We start from the raw sequence: 16,900 nt of genomic DNA, 5'->3' as shown, positions 1-16,900 counted from the left end.
GTTACTGTGGCAAGCAGTCCTTGCTGGCAGCAAGTTTGAGAAACGGTCTGCGCACCCGCAGTGTTCCCTCGGCCTGGTGCAGGAAACCAACACGAATGGAGTCTGTGCCCGGCGGGACCTTTTCGGTGATGCTGATCGGAATCCAGTCGGTTTTTCCCATGCGGGGTTGGTGATCCAGTGATGAGTTGATCACCACCTTGCCGCCTCGCCTTGCCAGTAGGGCGAGTCCGCCTCCCGGCGTGAAGGCATGATCCGTTGGCATTTGCAGATCCAGCTTGAATTCAGCGCCGAACGTAATGCGTTTGCCGGCTATGGCTGCCGAGTTGGGGCTTTGACTGAGCAGGAACCATGGTTCGCCGCCCATTTTATGGATCTTGAGGATGCCGTCACTGGCACTGTATTCAAATGTCTGGCCTGCCGCATGCTCGGAGTATAGCCATTTGCGTTGTGATCGCGGACCGGAGAGAGTCGAGAAAGTAACGTCTTCCAGCAGGTTTTTGCCGCGCGGGGCACAGGCATCCACGTCGCTCTGAGCGGAGTCGTAGGAGCAGGCACTGAGCAAGGCTGCAGCGGCAAGGGCTGTGATCGTTGTTAACGGTCGCTTCATTGGGTGCAGATCTCACTATTCCGGATACTGCAGGACTCTAGCACAACTCTCCGGATGAACTCTCCAGCTTATGTCGATGCGCCGGCCTGAAACCTGAGCTATATTTCTTTATCTGCCACCACCGACCGAGGAAGACAATAATGCTATACGCCATGCCCGGGACCGAGAACGCACTGTTCAAGTTCAAGGATCGTTACGAAAACTTTATTGGGGGAGAGTGGGTCGCACCCCTGGAAGGCCGCTACTTCGACAATACATCGCCGGTTACCGGCGAGGTCTTCTGCGAGGTGCCGCGCTCGTCTTCGGCCGATCTGCACAAAGCGCTGGATGCAGCTCACGGCGCTGCAGATGCCTGGGGACAGACCCCGGTTCAGGAACGCTCCAACCTGCTGCTGAAGATTGCTGACCGCATCGAGGCCAACCTGGAAACCCTGGCTTATGTGGAGACCTGGGAAAACGGTAAGGGCATTCGCGAGACACTGAACGCCGATATCCCCCTGGCGGTGGACCACTTTCGCTATTTCGCCGGCTGCATCCGCGCGCAGGAAGGCTCGGCGGCAGAAATAGACGCGACCACGGTGAGTTACCATTTCCATGAGCCGCTGGGTGTGGTGGGCCAGATTATCCCCTGGAATTTTCCCCTGTTAATGGCGGCCTGGAAGTTGGCGCCGGCCCTTGCAGCGGGTAACTGCGTCATCCTCAAGCCGGCCGAGCAGACACCGGTTTCGATCCTGGTGTTGATGGAAATGATTGGTGACCTGCTGCCTGCAGGCACTATTAATGTCCTTAATGGGTTTGGCGCGGAAATTGGCCAGGCGCTAGCCTCGTCCGATCGTATTGCCAAAATAGCCTTCACCGGTTCGACAGCTGTCGGTCACCAGATTCTCGCCAATGCGGCCAAAACCCTGATTCCTTCCACCGTAGAACTGGGTGGTAAGTCGCCGGGCATCTTCTTTGAGGATGTGATGCAGCAGGAAGAAGCGTTCGTCAGCAAGTGTATAGAGGGCGTGCTGCTGGGTTTCTTCAACCAGGGCGAGGTATGCACCTGCCCCTCGCGTGCCCTGGTGCAGGAAAGTATCTTCGACGACTTCATCGAGCGGGTGGTGGAGAGAGCGGGCCAGATCAAGCAGGGCAATCCCTTTGATACCGACACCATGATCGGAGCGCAGGCGTCGAAAGAGCAGTTCGAAAAGATTATGAGCTACATGGATATTGCCAGGCAGGACGGCGCGCAGTTCCTGTTCGGTGGTAATAAGGCCACCGTGGGTAGCGACATCGCGGGCGGTTACTATATAGAACCCACCCTTTTGAAGGGTACCAACGATATGCGCGTCTTTCAGGAAGAAATTTTCGGCCCGACCCTGGGCATCACCACCTTCAAGGATGAAGCCGAGGCCCTGGCGGTTGCGAATGCGACCGAGTATGGCCTGGGCGCAGGTGTCTGGACTCGCGATACCAACCGTGCATTCCGCATGGCCAGAGGCATCAAGGCGGGCCGGGTGTGGATGAACTGTTATCACGCCTATCCGGCCCATGCCGCTTTTGGCGGATACAAGAAGTCGGGAATCGGTCGCGAGACACATAAACTGGCACTGGGCCACTACCAACAGACCAAGAACATGCTGGTCAGTCACGACATAAACCCATTGGGCTTTTTCTGAGCCGCAGCTCCACAGGGCTGGCCGTCACCTGGATGGTGGCGGCCCTGGCAGGTTTTTGTCTGCTGGCTATTGCCAGTCGGGAACTTACCCTGCAAATGGGCACGTTGGAGATTCTGTTCTGGCGTAGTGCGTTGGGCCTGCTTATGGTGACCAGCCTGTTGGCCCGCGCCGGGGCACTGGACAGGCAGGGACTGCAGCCGCAGTTAATGGGTTGGCATTTGCTGCGCAACAGCGCGCATTTTTCCGGCCAGTGTGCCTGGTTGATCGCCATTGCCGCCCTGCCATTGGCCGAGGTCTTTGCCCTGGAGTTCACCACTCCACTTTGGGCCGCGTTATTGGCTGCCTTGTTCATGGGTGAATCGCTGCATCGCGGTCGCTGGCTGTCGCTGATGCTGGGCCTGGCGGGGGTAGTAATTATTCTGCGGCCGGGGGCGGCGGTGGTAAACCCGGCGAGTCTGGTGATGCTGGCGGGCGCCTTTGGCTTTGCTATCAGCATCATTGTCACGCGCAGGCTCACGCAGCTGCTGCACGGACATGCCCAGACTTTTCTGGTGGTGCTGTTCTACATGACGCTGATGCAGGGCGTATTTGCCCTGGTGCCGATTGCAGCAACGCTGCGTTTGCCCCCCAGCGCGAGTTGGCACTGGTTGCTGGCAGCGGCAGTCACCGCGCTGGCAGCGCATTACTGCTTGAGCCGCGCCCTGTCCTATGCGGATGCGGCTGTGGTAATGCCCATTGATTACCTGCGGTTGCCGCTGATTATGCTTGCGGCCTGGTGGTTATACGGTGAGACGGTCAGCCTCTGGTTGCTGCTGGGCGCCGGGCTGATTATTGCCGGCAATGCGCTGGGCCTGTACATGGAAACGGTCAAAATCCGCAGGCAGGCGGCGATGCAGTGCGAGGCAGCCAGCGCTGGAGCGCCTCAGGCGTAGCCGTTGGTGCGGAACCAGTCTATGGAATCACGTACGGCGGTTTCCACCGGTGTCTGCGGCAGTCCCAATTCGCTTACTGCCTTGCTGGCGTCGACGTAGAAGTGCTCCATGGTGTAGGTGCTGTTCTTTACCGTGGTGATCGGGGCCTTGCCGGTAATCTTCGAGAAGATCTCGGCCAGTCTGGCCACGCGCAGCATGGTGGCACGGGAGATCTCCTTGCTGCCCACGTTGTCGATACCCGCTACGCGACCAACCAGTTGCAGGAATTCCTGATTGGTCATGTTGTTGTCGGTATTACCGAGAATATAGGACTCCCCGACGCGACCCTTCTCCATGGCCAACAAGTGCCCGGCCGCCACGTCACGCACATCGACAGGGCATACGCCCCCATCCCAGTAATTTTTCATCTTCCCCTGCAGGGCTCCGATAATCATGGTGCCGGTGGGTGTGGGCGCGCGGTCACCGGGACCAAATGGCAGTCCGGGGAGGACCATGGTCACGGGCAGGCCGTCTTTGACCATGCCTTTCACTTCCAGGTGGCTGATGTATTTGGACATGATGTATTCACTGGCAAAGTGCCAGCTGGTGAACGGTGTCTGCTCAGTGGAGAGAGTGCCTTTGCCTTCAGTGCCTATGGCCGCGATGCTGCTGGTATAGACAATTTTCTCCACGTCTGCGGCCTTGGCAGCATGCATAAGATGCCGTGTGCCTTCCACGTTTATCTTGTAGTGCAGGTCCGGATCTTTGGTCCATACGGCGAACAGCGCGGCCAGATGATAGAGCTTGTCGACACCCTGTATCGCTCTGGTCAGTGAGTCGGGGTCGAGCAGGTTGCCCTCGACAAACTCCACCTCCATGCCATCCAGGGGCGAGCGGTCCTCACCCGGCATGACCATAGCCCGGATCACATCCCCCTGCTGCGCGCACATTCGTGCGACATGATTGCCGATGAAGCCGGTGGCCCCGGTGATCAGAACCTTACTCATTTCCTATCCTCTATTGTCAGCTGGGCTGCGATGTGGGTGTGCCGGTGTTTTGTTCAATACGTTGCAGCCAACTGCACACACGGGGGAACCGGGTAATAATATCTGCCGCCATGTCTGCGTCCTGCAGTGCCTGAAACATGCCGAAGACCGCGAGGTCTGCCAGGGTGATGCGATTGCCCACCAGCCAGTCGGCGCCGGTGAGCAGATCGTCTACCGCGCGGACATGACGCTGCACGTCTATCAGCAACTGGTCGATGGACTTGCGCCCTATGCCCTGAGTGGCAGTGATCCTGGCGATCCCTCCGGGTATCACCCTGGGCAGTAGCCAGCGCAGAAAGCGGTTTTCGTGCTCGACCATGCGCGGAATATTACGCTCTCGGTTTCCGGGGGTGGTAAAGCGCAGGTGCATTTCGTAGAAGTAAAGACTCTCGTCCGCCCAGTCCTCAAATACATGGACCTGGCCGCGCAGGTCAGGCTCAGCGGGAATCATTGGCGAATGCGGGAACTGCTCCTCGATGTAGTGTGCTGCATCGGTGGAATCGGCTACGATCTTTCCATCGTGCTCTAGCGCAGGCAGTTTGCCAACAGGGTTCATCGCGCGAACTTGCTTGCGCTCGCCCAGCAGCCAGTACTTCTCTGTATAGGGTATGCCCTTGTAGTTGAGCATACGCTGCAACTTTTGGTTGTACGGCGAGAGGTGGAATTGATGGAGTATCAGCATGGGCTTGGTCTTCGCCCCGGTTTGTTTCCAGTGGGCACGCGCTGCTCCTGTAATTGGCGGTAGCTCTATATACTAGCGATAGTGGGTGAGAAGCCATTGGTCTTACAGGCCAATTTTGTTGATCGCCAGGATATGCGGCCAGGCAGCGGTTGGCCCAACCGGGCAGCTAGTCGCAGTTACGCTCGGCGGCCGGGGTGTTGAGCAGGCTTTCCAGCAACAGCGGACGGTCAGTCATGATGGCGTCCACCCCCAGATCCATCATGCGCAACATGTCTTCGCAGGTGTTGATGGTCCAGACCTGCACCGCCAGGTCTGCGTTGTGCGCGTCGTTGACGAAGTCCTCAGTAACCACTTCCAGAAAAAAACCCGGGGGAAGCTGCGCCGGATTGATCTGGCTGGTATCGGGAGGAACCTGAAACGCCACGTGTTCGGGCACAGGCGGAATGATACCGTCACCCTGTGACGCCAGCACCAGTAGCGAGCCCTGATCAAGAGGGATGGAGGTGTGCACACAGGGCGCGACAGCCTTGAAGTTATTAGCGGCCTCATCGACGAATGAGGCAGCGATCAGGTCCTCCTGGCGACCGTAGCGTTGCAGCAGGTCAGCAATTTGTTGTTCGTAGTTGCCCTGTCCGTCAAGGTCCGGTTTCAGCTCGATGTTGATCAGTTCATGTGGATACCGTTGCAGGGCTTCTTCCAGCGTGGGAATGCGGAAGTCACTGGCGCTGTAACCCGGAGGTGGCGGTTTGTCGCCGGTGGCGATTCCGCGGTAGACGTAGTCCTCGGCCGGCCGGTCATGGGGTGTGCCCGCGCCGGGCACAAACCAGTAAGCCGCATCCAGTTGACGCAGCTCTTCCAGGGTCAGGTCGACGACATTGCCGCTGCCATTGGTAGTGCGGTCCACATCCAGGTCGTGGAGGATGACCAGTTCGTTGTCCCGGGTCTGGTAGACATCCATTTCCAGTACATCGGCACCCGCCAGCGCGACTTCACTATAGGCGAACAGGGTGTTCTCGGGAAAATCGATAACCCCACCGCGATGGGCGTAATTCAGTGGGTCGGCACCGTGCACGCGCCAGGGGTTTTCATCCAGTTCATAAGGTGCGTCGCAGGCGGTATCGTCGTTGGCAATGGTGCCGGTGGCGGTTGCTGCGGTTGCGACGGCGTTGCCCTGGACTGAGTAGCTGAGGATGAGCGTTTCCGCTTCCTCTTCATCGGCGTCGCCAAACACATCGACAGGAATCAGGGCCTCCAGCGTGCCAGCAACGAGGGTGATGTCCCCGGCAGTATCGAGGTAGTCCTCGCCCGCCGTGGCGGTTTGCCCTGCGGTCTGGAAGCTGATGCTCACATCCCGTGGCTGGGGGACGTCCAGGATGACGCGGAAATTCAGGGTGGGCATCTCACCCGGGGCACCCTCGGGAACAGCGCTGCCAATAATGGCCAGGTTGGAAGGCGCGATAGACGGTGCGTCGCTGCTGTCGGAACAGCCAGCGATTGTCGCGAGCATGCAGCACAATGGTAGTGCGGGAATAAGCCTGGACAAACCATAGCCCCCGTAAAGGATGAGTTACCGGCAGAGTAGCATCAGTGAGGGTGTGGGGCGAGACCTCTCATCATCCACACGTGCTTGCGCCGAGAGCCAAAGCCTGGGGTCGCGGACACGGCCGTCAGTCGCTGAAGTCTGCAGCACTCTTGCCTGCCATTTCCTCCATGAACCAGGCTGGGAACTGGCTGACGAGCTTGTTCATATCCCGCAGTCGTGCCAGCGGTATACCAGGCCGTCCCTGATCTCAAGCATGGTGGCGTAAGTGTGCTCGCAGGCTCCAAGGAATTGTTGCTGATAGTTACTGGTGCCCCGGCCACTACTGACGGAAACGACCCCGTAATCGTGCCCATTTCTGCAGACCCGGTAATGGCGATAAGCCAGGATGACCAGGTGATTCCGACCAGCCCGGGCGCGCGGTTATCCTATGCGCTGCAGATAGAGAACACCGGGAACCAAAACGCGACTGGTGTAGTGATCCGGGAGACGGTTCCCGTGGGAGCGACCTACCTGGCGGCAAGTAGCGACCCTGGCTGGAGCTGCCTGGATGGGGATATAGCGGGCAGGGTATGTACCTTGGCGGTGGGGGACCCTAGGCCCCCCCGGCGAGCGCTCGCTAGCGTGCACTGCCGAAGACCTGGGTCCAGTAGATACGGTAGCTGCTGTCGTTGTTAGTGAAGCTCGCTGAGCCAAGGTTGGTAAAGTTGGCGTTCATCATATTGGCGCAGTGACCATCGCTGTCAATCCATCCCTGCATTGCGGCGCTTACCGATGGATATCCCGCAGCTATATTCTCGCCCCATGTCCACCAGCTGTAGCCGGCCCGGGTGGCTCGGTCGCCGGCAGAAGAGCCATCTGATCCGGTGTGATCGAAGAAGTCGTTGTTTGCCATGTCCATTGAATGGCTGAGGGCGGCCGCTTCCAGCTGGCAATTCCAGGACAGTGCTCCCACTGCCGGGAAGGTGCCCCTGGAACCACAGTCTCGCGTCTGAGAGCGGAAGTCGTTAACCGCATCGAGCATAGCCTGCGCTTCCGGTGATCCGGCGCAGGCACCGCCGCCACCTGCGTTATCGTTGACCGCGTCGCAGCTGTCTCCCAGGCCATCATTGTCGCTGTCTGCCTGGTTGGGGTTATAGGCCTGTGGGCAGTTGTCCTCGTCTGTGTTGACGCCGTCATTGTCCGGGTCAAGGCCGTTCTGATTGTCACAGGCATCGCCCAGTCCGTCCGTGTCTTCGTCCTCCTGACCTGGGTTGGACGTAACCGGGCAATTATCCGCGCTGTCCTGCAGGCCGTCGTTGTCCGAGTCAGTGAAGGTGTCGCAGGCGTCACCGATACCGTCACCGTCCATGTCTGACTGTGAGGGGTTGGCAATGTCCATGCAGTTATCGCCGGCGCTGGCCGCGTAACCTTCGGGCGTGACCACATCAACAGTGGCGTCGTTGTCATCACCGAAGCCGTCGCCGTCCACATCGCGGTAATACTCGCGCTCGGTAAAGCCCTCGTCGATGCTGCCATCGCAGTCGTTGTCTGTGCTGTCAAAAGACTCTTCCGCGGCGGGAGAAATACTGCTGTTTGAATCGTCGCAATCGCCATCGTTCTGTACATAGCCGGCGATCTGCTCCAGCGCTTCAATGCTGTCATCGGCTGTGCCGAAGCCGTCGCCGTCGACATCGCGATACCAGGTTGTACCGCCTTCATCGATAGTGCCGTCGCAGTCGTTGTCCCGCTGGTCGGCCTGTTCTTCCGCATCCGGGTAGTCCTGGGCGCTGCTGTCGTTGCAATCCAGGTCGTTGAGCACGTGGCCAGCGGGTTTGCGACGGCTGAGCTGGCTGGACTGGGCATCACCATAGCCATCACCGTCACGGTCGGCGTAGAAGCGGATATCAACAAAGCCCTCGTCAGTCATGCCGTTGCAATTGTTGTCTTTGCCGTCCTCTCGTTCCCTGGTAAAAGGATGAACATCGGCGTCGAAATCGTTGCAGTCGCTATTGCTGGCGACGAACCCCGGGGGTTGCGTGGTGCTTGTTCTGCTCTGGTTGGACGCGCCGTAGTTGTCACCGTCCCGGTCGCGATACCAGGTGCGCATCACTGAAGTGGGCTCGAACACGGCAGACAGGCCTATGTCGCCGGAGTACTGCCTGAATTTTTCGGGTAGCGGAAACAGGGTGACGTCGCAAACTGCTGTAGGGGCACGCATACACAGTCCAGTCCAGCTGATAAAGCGATAGCCGTCGGCTGGCACTGCAGTAAAGGTCTCCGTGATCTCTTCGGTAATGGGTACTGCGCAGCTGGCTTGTGCGCAGTCGGCCTGACCTGAGGAAGACAGGATATGCCCGCCTTCGTCGGTGCTGATAACGAGGCGGCAACTCGCCAGCGCCAACATAGAGAAACCCAGTAGGACGGTTTTGCCGAAAAATTGGCGGCCAAAGTATGTTTCAGTTTTGTTCATCACCAGCTGCTCTTGGTCAGTTCAGGGAAAGCTTGGCGCTCGAGACTCCTCGTGATCGGGCTAAAGCTGTTATGTAGATTAGAATAAGATATGCTTATAGGTTATTTCTTTCATTAAAAACTGTGAAGAACGTCTAGAAAACCGACGAAAAAGCGCTTTGCCGTACCGGAGACTGTTCTTAGAGGATAAAATGAAATAAAAAAACGAATACATATATCCAAAAGATCTATATTACTCTTGCTTAAAGCTCCTAAAATTTTAGAGATGGACTAATTCGGGTGCTATGGTCAAGCCGGTGTAGTTGCCAGGGGTCCGCTAGTCCAGTGAGATTGCATTAATGTCCGAACAATACCTCCAGCCCAAGGTGCGTAGCAGCGGCGCCGTCGATGCTGACGACGACAGCGTCGAGCACTGCGATAGAGCAGAGGCGTACAGCGCTCTGCGCAGGTTCTTCGCCGGCTATGACGAGCTGTTTGTGCTAACCGGTCCTGCTGATGTGGGCAAGACGAGGATCACTGCGGAGTTACTGTCGGAGCTCGACGCAGGCACGCCACTGATCCTGTTCGATGCAGCTGTACCCGACGAGTGTGGATTGATGAATTCCGTCTGCAGTCAGTTAGGCGTTGAGGCGCTGTCCGCCGACTGGGAAGAGACGCTGGATTTGCTGACCAAGCGCCTTAGCCCTCACGCTCATGCCTTCCTTATTATCGATAACGCTCACGAGATGGGTGAGTCAGACTTCGAAGAGCTGCGATTGTTGTCCTACCTGCGCTGCGGTCGCGGTCCACAGTTACAGGTTATCCTGGTGGGCCATGAGCGCCTGCTGGGGCGGGTCCAGTCCAGCGACATGGCGCAACGGGGTTTGTGGCACTACCAGACCGCAACGCTGAGCGCCCTGACTGACTCGAAAGCGCCCTACTCACGACGGGTTGGGGCGGCACCCGGAGCAGGACCCAGGGTGAAACCAATAGCCGCGTCCACACTGACACGGCTGCCGTTGCGCACACACACTGTGCCCCCTGATGAAGTTAAACCGCGGGGAGAACTCGCCCAGCTTGTCCCGCGCGAGAAGCTTATTGCGGAAACCGGGAGTGATTACCTGGAAGCCGATCAGCTGCCCGTGCCGACGGTCGTATACGTCGGTGAAGTGGAGGCACAACAGCGCAGGCCTTTCTGGCGGCGTTCGTCCACTCTCGTCCTGATGGTGTCGCCTATACTGCTGGCGGGGGTTTACTGGCTGGGCTACTCCCAGGCCAGGGAGCCTGTCGTTGAGGCGAAAGTGGCTGCAGAGCCGGCTACTCCCGGGCCGTCCCCCGCAGCCGCAAGCCCGTCCACTGTCATTCAGCTGCCAGAGGAACCGCAGGCACCTGCGCCCAGCGTGGTCTCGCAGCAGCCTTTGCCCACCGGGCAGCTCGTTGTGCCGCCTTTCATCGACATGGCTGCCCCATCTTCTGTAATGGAAAGTCCGGCGGTTACAGCAGCGCCTTCTGAAACAGCGCCAACAACTGCCGGCGATGCAGCGCAAGTCGCGGTGCTGCAGGATGAGCCCCCTGTTGTGGAGAGCGTCGATAGCCTTGCCGACGAAATTGATGGATTACTCGCTGCTGCGGCTGAAGCCATGTCCAGGGATTACCTGCGCACACCAGCCGAGATCAGCGCCTGGAACTATTTTACCCAGGTGCTTGCCCTGCAGCCGGAAAATGCCGCCGCGCAGCGCGGTATGCGAGACATAGCTGACCGCTATGAGGTGCTGAGCAGGCTGGCGATTGAGCGCGGAAAATTTCGGTCTGCGCAGACCTACATAAACCGCGGTCTTGGTATGGCCGCGGGCCATGATGGACTGCTGGCGAAGCAGGGTGAGCTGGACAGCGCCAAAGCTGCTGCCGAGGAGGCCCGGTTACGTGAGGAGCAGGCGCGCATGGCGGCGGCAGAGGCCGAGACCGTCAGCGCTGCGCAGGAAGAAGATGCTGTTGAGAAACCCCGTGGTTTTATGGGGCTGCTGAAGAATATTTTTACGTCGGAAGACCAGCAGCCTGGTCGGTGACCAGAGAGGCTGGCCGACCCTGTCAGTGCTCCCGGCGACAGCAGCGCAGCGATGGATTGACCGCAGCGGTTGGACTTTGTCAGGCGCTCTTGGGTCAGGGGTCGCCGCCCGGGTACAGGATTTGCTGAAGCCTGGTCAGTTCATTTTCGACGCTTTCCCGGTTTTCTCCGGCCACATTGATGTGCCCGCGCTTACGCAGCGGCGCTGGCGTTTTGTTGTAGTCGTGGAGCGCGGCGTCTGCGGATAGTTGGTGCAGCACATCCTCCCTGTCATATTCGCCGAGAATGTTGAGCATACCGTGACAGCGGATGACCTGGGTTGAGCCCAGCGTCATCCCCAGTATCGCCCGCAGGTGATTCTCGAACTGACTGGTCGTTTCACCCAGCATGGTCCAGTGCCCGCTGTTGTGAACACGCGGTGCCAGTTCGTTAATCAACAGCCCCTGCGCGGTGACAAAACACTCCATTGCGGCGACCCCCACGTAATTCATAGCCCCCAGCAAAGTGCGTATATAGTCTTCGCAGTTGCCCAGCAGGCTGGCCGACATATTGGCCGCAGGTGCAATAGAGCTCAGCAGTATGCCGTTGTGGTGCCGATTCTCGGTGGGCGGATAGATCGCCGTGTCCCCGTTGGCGGAGCGCACCGCAACCATGGATACCTCCCGATCAAATGCAATCCGGGACTCAACCAGCCACTGGCCGGGCGGGTTCTCTTCCGTGAATGCACGCAGCTGTTCGTCGGTATATATATGCCATTGCTGCTTCCCGTCATAGCCCTCGGTGGGGTTCTTCACTACGATTGGCAGCCCCAGTGTGCGGGCAGCGTCGGCCACTTGCTGTGCCGAGGCCGCGATGCGATAGGGAGCAGAAGGCAGCTGTACTGAATCCAGTAGCTGTTTTTCCTTGAACCGGTCGCCACAGGCTTCTACAGCATCAGGGTTAGGATGAACCGCACACAGACCAGTAAGACCGCGCAGGAGATCGAGATCCACACGTTCCCGTTCTACGGTAATTACATCCGGCTCCCCCATCGCAGTGTAAACCTGTTCCGGCGTGTGGTCGGGCGAGAGCACTACTATGTTGCCCAGGCCCTCAACACAGCGGGTGGACTCACCCTCGCTGGCAAGGAAACTGAATTGCAGGCCCATGTTCCAACCGGCCAGCGCCATCATGCGCGCCAGCTGCCCGCCGCCAATGATACCAACGCGCGTCACTCAACGTCCCTCGGCACGCCTTCGGTGATGGCCTGGCGCCACTGGTTCAGCCTTTCATGCAAGTCGGGATCACCCAGGGCGAGGATCTGTGCAGCCAGCAGGCCGCCATTAAAAGCGCCGCTGCTGCCAATCGCCTGGGTGGCCACAGCGACGCCCGCAGGCATCTGGGCGATGGACAACAAGCTGTCCATGCCGTTCAGGGCCTTGCTCTGCACAGGTACTGCGATCACCGGCAGCAGCGTCATAGAGGCGGCCATACCGGGTAGATGCGCGGCGCCGCCGGCGCCGGCGATAATCACCTGCAGGCCACGGTCACGAGCTGATGAGGCATATTCATAGAGACGCGATGGTGTTCGGTGTGCCGAGACCACCTGCTTCTCGTAGGCAATGCCGAGTTCGTCGAGTAACTCGGTAGCTCGCTTCATCGTCGGCCAGTCGGACCGGGAGCCCATGATGATGCCCACGACGGGCTGCTGCCCATTTGCTGCTGCGCTCAATGTGATATCTCCTCTCCGGCAACTTTCCAGGATGCCAGTTCATTGTAAAGCGGTTCACCGACCACAGTTCACTGGGAAAGTAATTCCCCGGGACGCTACGCGCTGCGCCGCCTTGACCCGCACAAATTTGAAAATGACCCAAGCCTTGGGTCGGGCGTCTGCAGGCGACCAGGGCCCTGGCTGACTCCCGTTTCGCCAGCCTGCCCTTGGACCGGGCGCGGAGGATCGGTGTAATCGCGTATTTTGCCCTGCCAGGTGGCTGATGACCAGCACCGCTGCTGTCCTTTCAATACCTTACATGGCGTGGACCTCAAGACTTGCTTACAGAACCGGCCTCCCCGGGGAATAAGGATGCTGGTTATTCTGTCCTGAAGGCCTTCCCGTGCAGAACTGTAGACCGGTCGTTCGAATGTAACAAAGCGGACAGTTTTAGTGGGTTGTTCTGGGTATAGTGGGTTTTTTGCCCTTGGAGATGCCTCGCTATGCCGCGCCCCGTTATCGTCGTTGCACGACAACTCCCGCCACTTTTCATGGACGCTATTGCCAGCCTTGGTGAGGTGCGCGTGTTTGACGCCACTGCGCCCGCGCAGTCGCTGGAAGGCGCATCAGTCTGGTTAGGCAGCGCGGTTGATGCATTAACGGCCGATCGTATCGCCAGCTTTCCCGATTCCATTGGCCTCATCGCCAATATTGGTGTGGGCACAGACAATATTGACCTTAACGCGGCGGCCAAACGCCGTCTGCAGATAAGTAATACCCCGGTGGTGACGGAGGACACCGCCGATCTGGCCATGGCGTTGCTGCTGGCGACCTGCCGACGTCTCAGTGCCAGCGAGCGCTTGCTTCGCGAGGGGGATTTTGCTGCAGGTGCGGGGCAACAGGGTATACGGGTACACGGAAAAACCCTGGGCATTGTCGGTTTTGGCGCCATAGGGCAGGCCGTGGCCCGGCGTGCGAGCGGGTTCGCAATGCGGGTGATATACCACGGTCCACGGCCCAGGCCAGAGGCCGAGGCGGTGACGGGCGCAAGCTTTTGCGAACAGCTCGCACAATTACTGGCCGAGGCGGACATCGTCTCTCTGCACTGCCCATTGACTGATGCCACCCGCCACCTGTTCGACGCCGGTACATTTGCGCAGATGAAAGCGGGTGCTGTGCTTATTAACACCGGGCGCGGTGCACTGGTTGACGAAAGCGCACTGGTCGATGCCCTGGCGGGCAATCAACTCGGCGGCGCCGGTCTTGATGTGTTTGAATTTGAGCCAGAGGTGACCCCGGCCCTGAAGCGATTTGATAATGTGACCTTGCTACCTCACATCGGCAGTGCGACCGGTGAGTGTCGCGCGGACATGGCGATGCGCGCCCTGGCAAACATCAGTGCTTTTCTCGAGCAGGGTCGGCCACTGGACGGAGTCACTGCAGCGTAGCGCCACTTGGCCGTCTACACTCATAGCTAAACCAATACTAATTCACAGGAGCAGTAATCATGGAATACGCCGGTCTTCTGGGCTCGGTTGTCCTGCTAATCTGGCTGGCCCTGCGCGGCGTCGATATCATCTTTGCTGCACTGTTGTGTTCGCTGCTGGTGATTCTTACCAACGGCCTGCCGCTGGCACAGGGGCTTACCGAGTATTTCTCTTTCGGTCCGTTAGGCGCATTTACGTTTGCTGGAAAATTTTTCCTGCTGTTTGCTGCCGGCGCCATGTTTGGGCGGGTGATGGGGGAAAGCCATGCGGCCGCGAGTATTGCCCTGGCGCTGGTGAAAAAGCTGGGTGCGCATCGTGCGCTGTGGATCACCACCCTGGCCTGTGCACTGCTTACCTATGGTGGTGTGGTGGTGTTCGTGGTGATCTTCGCCATGTATCCGTTAGGACTGAAGCTTCTGCAGGAGGCGGACATACCCAAGCGACTATTTTGTGCAGCGCTGGCGCTGGGCTCGGGGACGTTCACGCTTACGGCGTTGCCGGGAACCCCCTCCATTCACAACGTGATCGCCTCCGTCGCGCTGGGTACCGACCTGTTCGCCGGCTTCTGGCTGGGCATCGCGGGCGGTGCGATGATGTTTGGCGGCGGTATCTGGTACCTGGAGCGGCAGCGCAAGCTGGCGGCAGAGCGCGGCGAGGGTTTTGTGCCGGGCCCACGGGACAAGATCACAGATGTGGGGGAGGGTGGGTGCCCGCATTGGGTTGCGGCCTGCCTGCCACTCGTCGCAGTGTTACTGACGATTATTATGCCGCGTGTCTTTATGCAGGTGCTTACCCCAGAGACCATGGCCGGAGATGCAGCGCCGATACGCCTGCTACAGTTCGCTGCAAACCAGCCCGTGGTCTGGCCGAGTATCGCGCTGTTTTGCGGAACATTCCTTGCTGTCGTCCTGTTCCCGACGATGCGTCGCCACGCTCTGCATGTGGTGGGGGCCGGCACTCAGGACTCCATCATGCCGCTGATTAACACTGCGGCGGTTATCGGTTTCGGCGGCGTGGTGACCCAGACAGCCGTGTTTGCCCAATCAACCCAGTGGGTGCTCGACTCTTCCCTGCCACCCCTGGTTTCCACGTTCTTCTCGGTAAGCCTGGTTTCCGCCATCACCGGCTCTGCCTCCGGCGGTTTACAGATATTTATGCAGACAATGGCACCGGCCTATCTGGAGATGGGTATGGAGGCGGAAACGTTGCATCGTATTGCCACCATGGCCAGCGGCGGGTTTGATTCCCTGCCCCATTGTGGTGCCATTATCGCCATGTTGACGATTACCCAGTTGACCCACAAGGACGCCTACCGTGATGTTGGTATGATTACGGTGGTCATCCCCGTGCTGAGCACGCTTATACTAATGGGCGCATTGTCGCTAATGGCCTGAGGGCCCTGCCGGCTTGGCTGGCGTGGCATGACAGGTGTAACCGGGAGATTCGAGATATGATTCCTGACAAGATAGAAGTGAACATAGCCGGCGGGTTGGATGTGGAATTTCCGCGCATGATTCGCGTGCGGCAGAAGTTTGAATGCCTTGAAATTCCCAGCGTCACTGACGCGGTTAACCAGCAGTTCGCAGAGCCGGTAATCGCCCAGCGAATCAAGCCGGGCATGAAAATTGCCGTGGGTTGTGGCTCCCGCGGCATTGCCAATGTGGCCCAATGCGCCAAGGCAGTCATCGATCAGCTGCACGCGCTGGGCGCGAAACCGTTTATTTTTCCAGCCATGGGTAGCCATGGCTCTGCTTCGGCTGAAGGGCAGATCAAGGTTCTCGACAGTTTGGGAATCAATGAGCACACCATGGGCTGCCCCATCCACTCCAGTATGGAGGTGGTGGAACTGGGCCAACTGGAAAACGGCATGCCCGTATATTTCGACAAGCACGCCGCAGAAGCCGACGCGGTGATGATGGTCTGCCGGGTGAAAGCGCATACCAATTTCCGCGCTCCCATAGAGTCGGGCATAGTAAAAATGCTGGTTATCGGCATGGGGAAGATTCGCGGTGCCTCCGCAGTTCACTGGTATGGCTTTGAGTCCTTCGCTGAATTGTTACCCCAGGCAGGTGAGTTCATCATGGGTAAGATCAACTTCCTGTGTGCGGTGGCGATGGTTGAGAATGCAGAAGATCGCACTGCGCTGGTAGAGGTAGTGCCGGGTGAGCGGGTGATGCAGCGTGAGCCGGAACTGTTGAGTCTGGCCAGGAAATGGATGCCTCGATTACAGTTTGCAGAACTGGACGTGCTGATTGTCGACAACATGGGCAAGAACATCACCGGTGCCGGCATGGACCCGAATATCACCGGACGCAACGTGCGCGATTCAGCCTGGGATGCCGGCATTCATATTAAAAAGATCGTTGTGCTGGGCCTTACTGAGGAGACCGATGGTAATGCCACCGGCGTGGGGGCAGCGGACGTGATCACGATGCGACTGTATCGCCAATTTGATCCCGCAAAGACCTATGCGAACGTCATTGCCGCGACCCTGCTGGATGGCGCCGCCATACCGATGATTATGAATACCGACCAGGAAGCAGTGCAACTGGCGGCCAAGACCATCCCGCGCAGACTCCCCCGCGACGCCACGATCGTGCACATTCCCAACACCCTGGAAATCACCGAAATTGATGTATCGGAAACCCTGCTGCCTTATCTGCGGGCCAACCCGGACAAATTTGAGATTATCGGTGAGCCCGCGGCACTGGAATTCGACGATGAGGGTAATCTGACGCGCATGCCCAGCCATGGGGTCAGTGGTGACGAATAGCTCAAGCA

At 58.7% G+C, this 16,900-nt stretch carries 14 protein-coding genes; 7 read left to right on the top strand and 7 right to left on the bottom strand.

What is annotated here, in order from left to right:
* Position 1: 1 nt before the first annotated feature.
* A complete protein-coding gene (locus C0039_RS01005; protein WP_101517006.1) occupies positions 2 to 607 on the bottom strand; it encodes a hypothetical protein in 606 nt (201 codons plus the stop codon).
* Between the two features lie 140 nt (positions 608 to 747).
* Between C0039_RS01005 and exaC the strand changes: the two genes are divergently transcribed.
* On the top strand, positions 748 to 2,268 hold the full coding sequence (gene exaC, locus C0039_RS01000; RefSeq protein WP_101517005.1) for an acetaldehyde dehydrogenase ExaC: 1,521 nt from the start codon (positions 748 to 750) through the stop codon (positions 2,266 to 2,268).
* 32 nt (positions 2,269 to 2,300) lie between these two features.
* On the top strand, positions 2,301 to 3,200 hold the full coding sequence (locus C0039_RS00995; RefSeq protein ID WP_101517004.1) for a DMT family transporter: 900 nt from the start codon (positions 2,301 to 2,303) through the stop codon (positions 3,198 to 3,200).
* On the opposite strand, the gene C0039_RS00990 is transcribed toward C0039_RS00995, so the two are convergent.
* From C0039_RS00990 to C0039_RS00980, 3 genes are all read right to left on the bottom strand, one after another.
* Complete coding sequence (locus C0039_RS00990) at positions 3,191 to 4,186, bottom strand: SDR family oxidoreductase (protein ID WP_101517003.1); 996 nt, start codon at positions 4,184 to 4,186, stop codon at positions 3,191 to 3,193. The genes C0039_RS00995 and C0039_RS00990 overlap by 10 nt on opposite strands.
* Before the next feature lie 16 nt (positions 4,187 to 4,202).
* Positions 4,203 to 4,907 (bottom strand): glutathione S-transferase family protein, encoded by a 705-nt coding sequence (locus tag C0039_RS00985; RefSeq protein WP_075999596.1) that lies wholly within the window; start codon positions 4,905 to 4,907, stop codon positions 4,203 to 4,205.
* A gap of 166 nt (positions 4,908 to 5,073) precedes the next feature.
* Entirely contained in the window at positions 5,074 to 6,450 is a 1,377-nt protein-coding gene (locus C0039_RS00980; protein ID WP_133125918.1) for a glycerophosphodiester phosphodiesterase family protein, read from the bottom strand.
* Between the two features lie 369 nt (positions 6,451 to 6,819).
* Here C0039_RS00980 and C0039_RS21485 point away from each other — a divergent pair, with 369 nt between their 5' ends.
* On the top strand, positions 6,820 to 7,125 hold the full coding sequence (locus C0039_RS21485; protein WP_423810677.1) for a hypothetical protein: 306 nt from the start codon (positions 6,820 to 6,822) through the stop codon (positions 7,123 to 7,125).
* On the opposite strand, the gene C0039_RS00970 is transcribed toward C0039_RS21485, so the two are convergent.
* On the bottom strand, positions 7,067 to 8,899 hold the full coding sequence (locus C0039_RS00970) for a CAP domain-containing protein (protein ID WP_075999593.1): 1,833 nt from the start codon (positions 8,897 to 8,899) through the stop codon (positions 7,067 to 7,069). The genes C0039_RS21485 and C0039_RS00970 overlap by 59 nt on opposite strands.
* 337 nt (positions 8,900 to 9,236) lie before the next feature.
* Here C0039_RS00970 and C0039_RS00965 point away from each other — a divergent pair, with 337 nt between their 5' ends.
* On the top strand, positions 9,237 to 10,943 hold the full coding sequence (locus tag C0039_RS00965; protein WP_101517000.1) for an AAA family ATPase: 1,707 nt from the start codon (positions 9,237 to 9,239) through the stop codon (positions 10,941 to 10,943).
* Positions 10,944 to 11,037: 94 nt separating this feature from the next.
* On the opposite strand, the gene C0039_RS00960 is transcribed toward C0039_RS00965, so the two are convergent.
* Entirely contained in the window at positions 11,038 to 12,156 is a 1,119-nt protein-coding gene (locus C0039_RS00960) for a 5-(carboxyamino)imidazole ribonucleotide synthase (protein WP_075999591.1), read from the bottom strand.
* Positions 12,153 to 12,608, bottom strand: coding sequence for a 5-(carboxyamino)imidazole ribonucleotide mutase (gene purE, locus C0039_RS00955; RefSeq protein WP_076002176.1), 456 nt, complete (start codon positions 12,606 to 12,608; stop codon positions 12,153 to 12,155). The genes C0039_RS00960 and purE overlap by 4 nt, the downstream gene beginning before the upstream one ends.
* A 527-nt stretch (positions 12,609 to 13,135) precedes the next feature.
* Between purE and C0039_RS00950 the strand changes: the two genes are divergently transcribed.
* Genes C0039_RS00950 through C0039_RS00940 form a run of 3 tightly spaced genes read left to right on the top strand, consistent with a single transcriptional unit; the run spans position 13,136 to position 16,892 of the window.
* The gene (locus tag C0039_RS00950; protein ID WP_075999590.1) at positions 13,136 to 14,080 is read left to right on the top strand and encodes a 2-hydroxyacid dehydrogenase; all 945 of its coding nucleotides are present in this window, start codon (positions 13,136 to 13,138) and stop codon (positions 14,078 to 14,080) included.
* Between the two features lie 59 nt (positions 14,081 to 14,139).
* Positions 14,140 to 15,513: a GntP family permease gene (locus C0039_RS00945; RefSeq protein WP_084179422.1), complete on the top strand. Its 1,374-nt coding sequence runs from the start codon at positions 14,140 to 14,142 to the stop codon at positions 15,511 to 15,513.
* Between the two features lie 56 nt (positions 15,514 to 15,569).
* Positions 15,570 to 16,892: a nickel pincer cofactor-dependent isomerase, group 22 gene (locus C0039_RS00940; RefSeq protein ID WP_101516999.1), complete on the top strand. Its 1,323-nt coding sequence runs from the start codon at positions 15,570 to 15,572 to the stop codon at positions 16,890 to 16,892.
* The last annotated feature ends 8 nt before the right edge of the window (positions 16,893 to 16,900 follow it).

Origin of the sequence: Pseudohalioglobus lutimaris (genome assembly GCF_002866825.1) — a bacterium.
Taxonomy (GTDB): Bacteria; Pseudomonadota; Gammaproteobacteria; order Pseudomonadales; family Halieaceae; genus Halioglobus; species Halioglobus lutimaris.
Note: the sequence above shows the minus strand (reverse complement) of the source record. Positions and strands in the feature narration are given on the sequence as shown.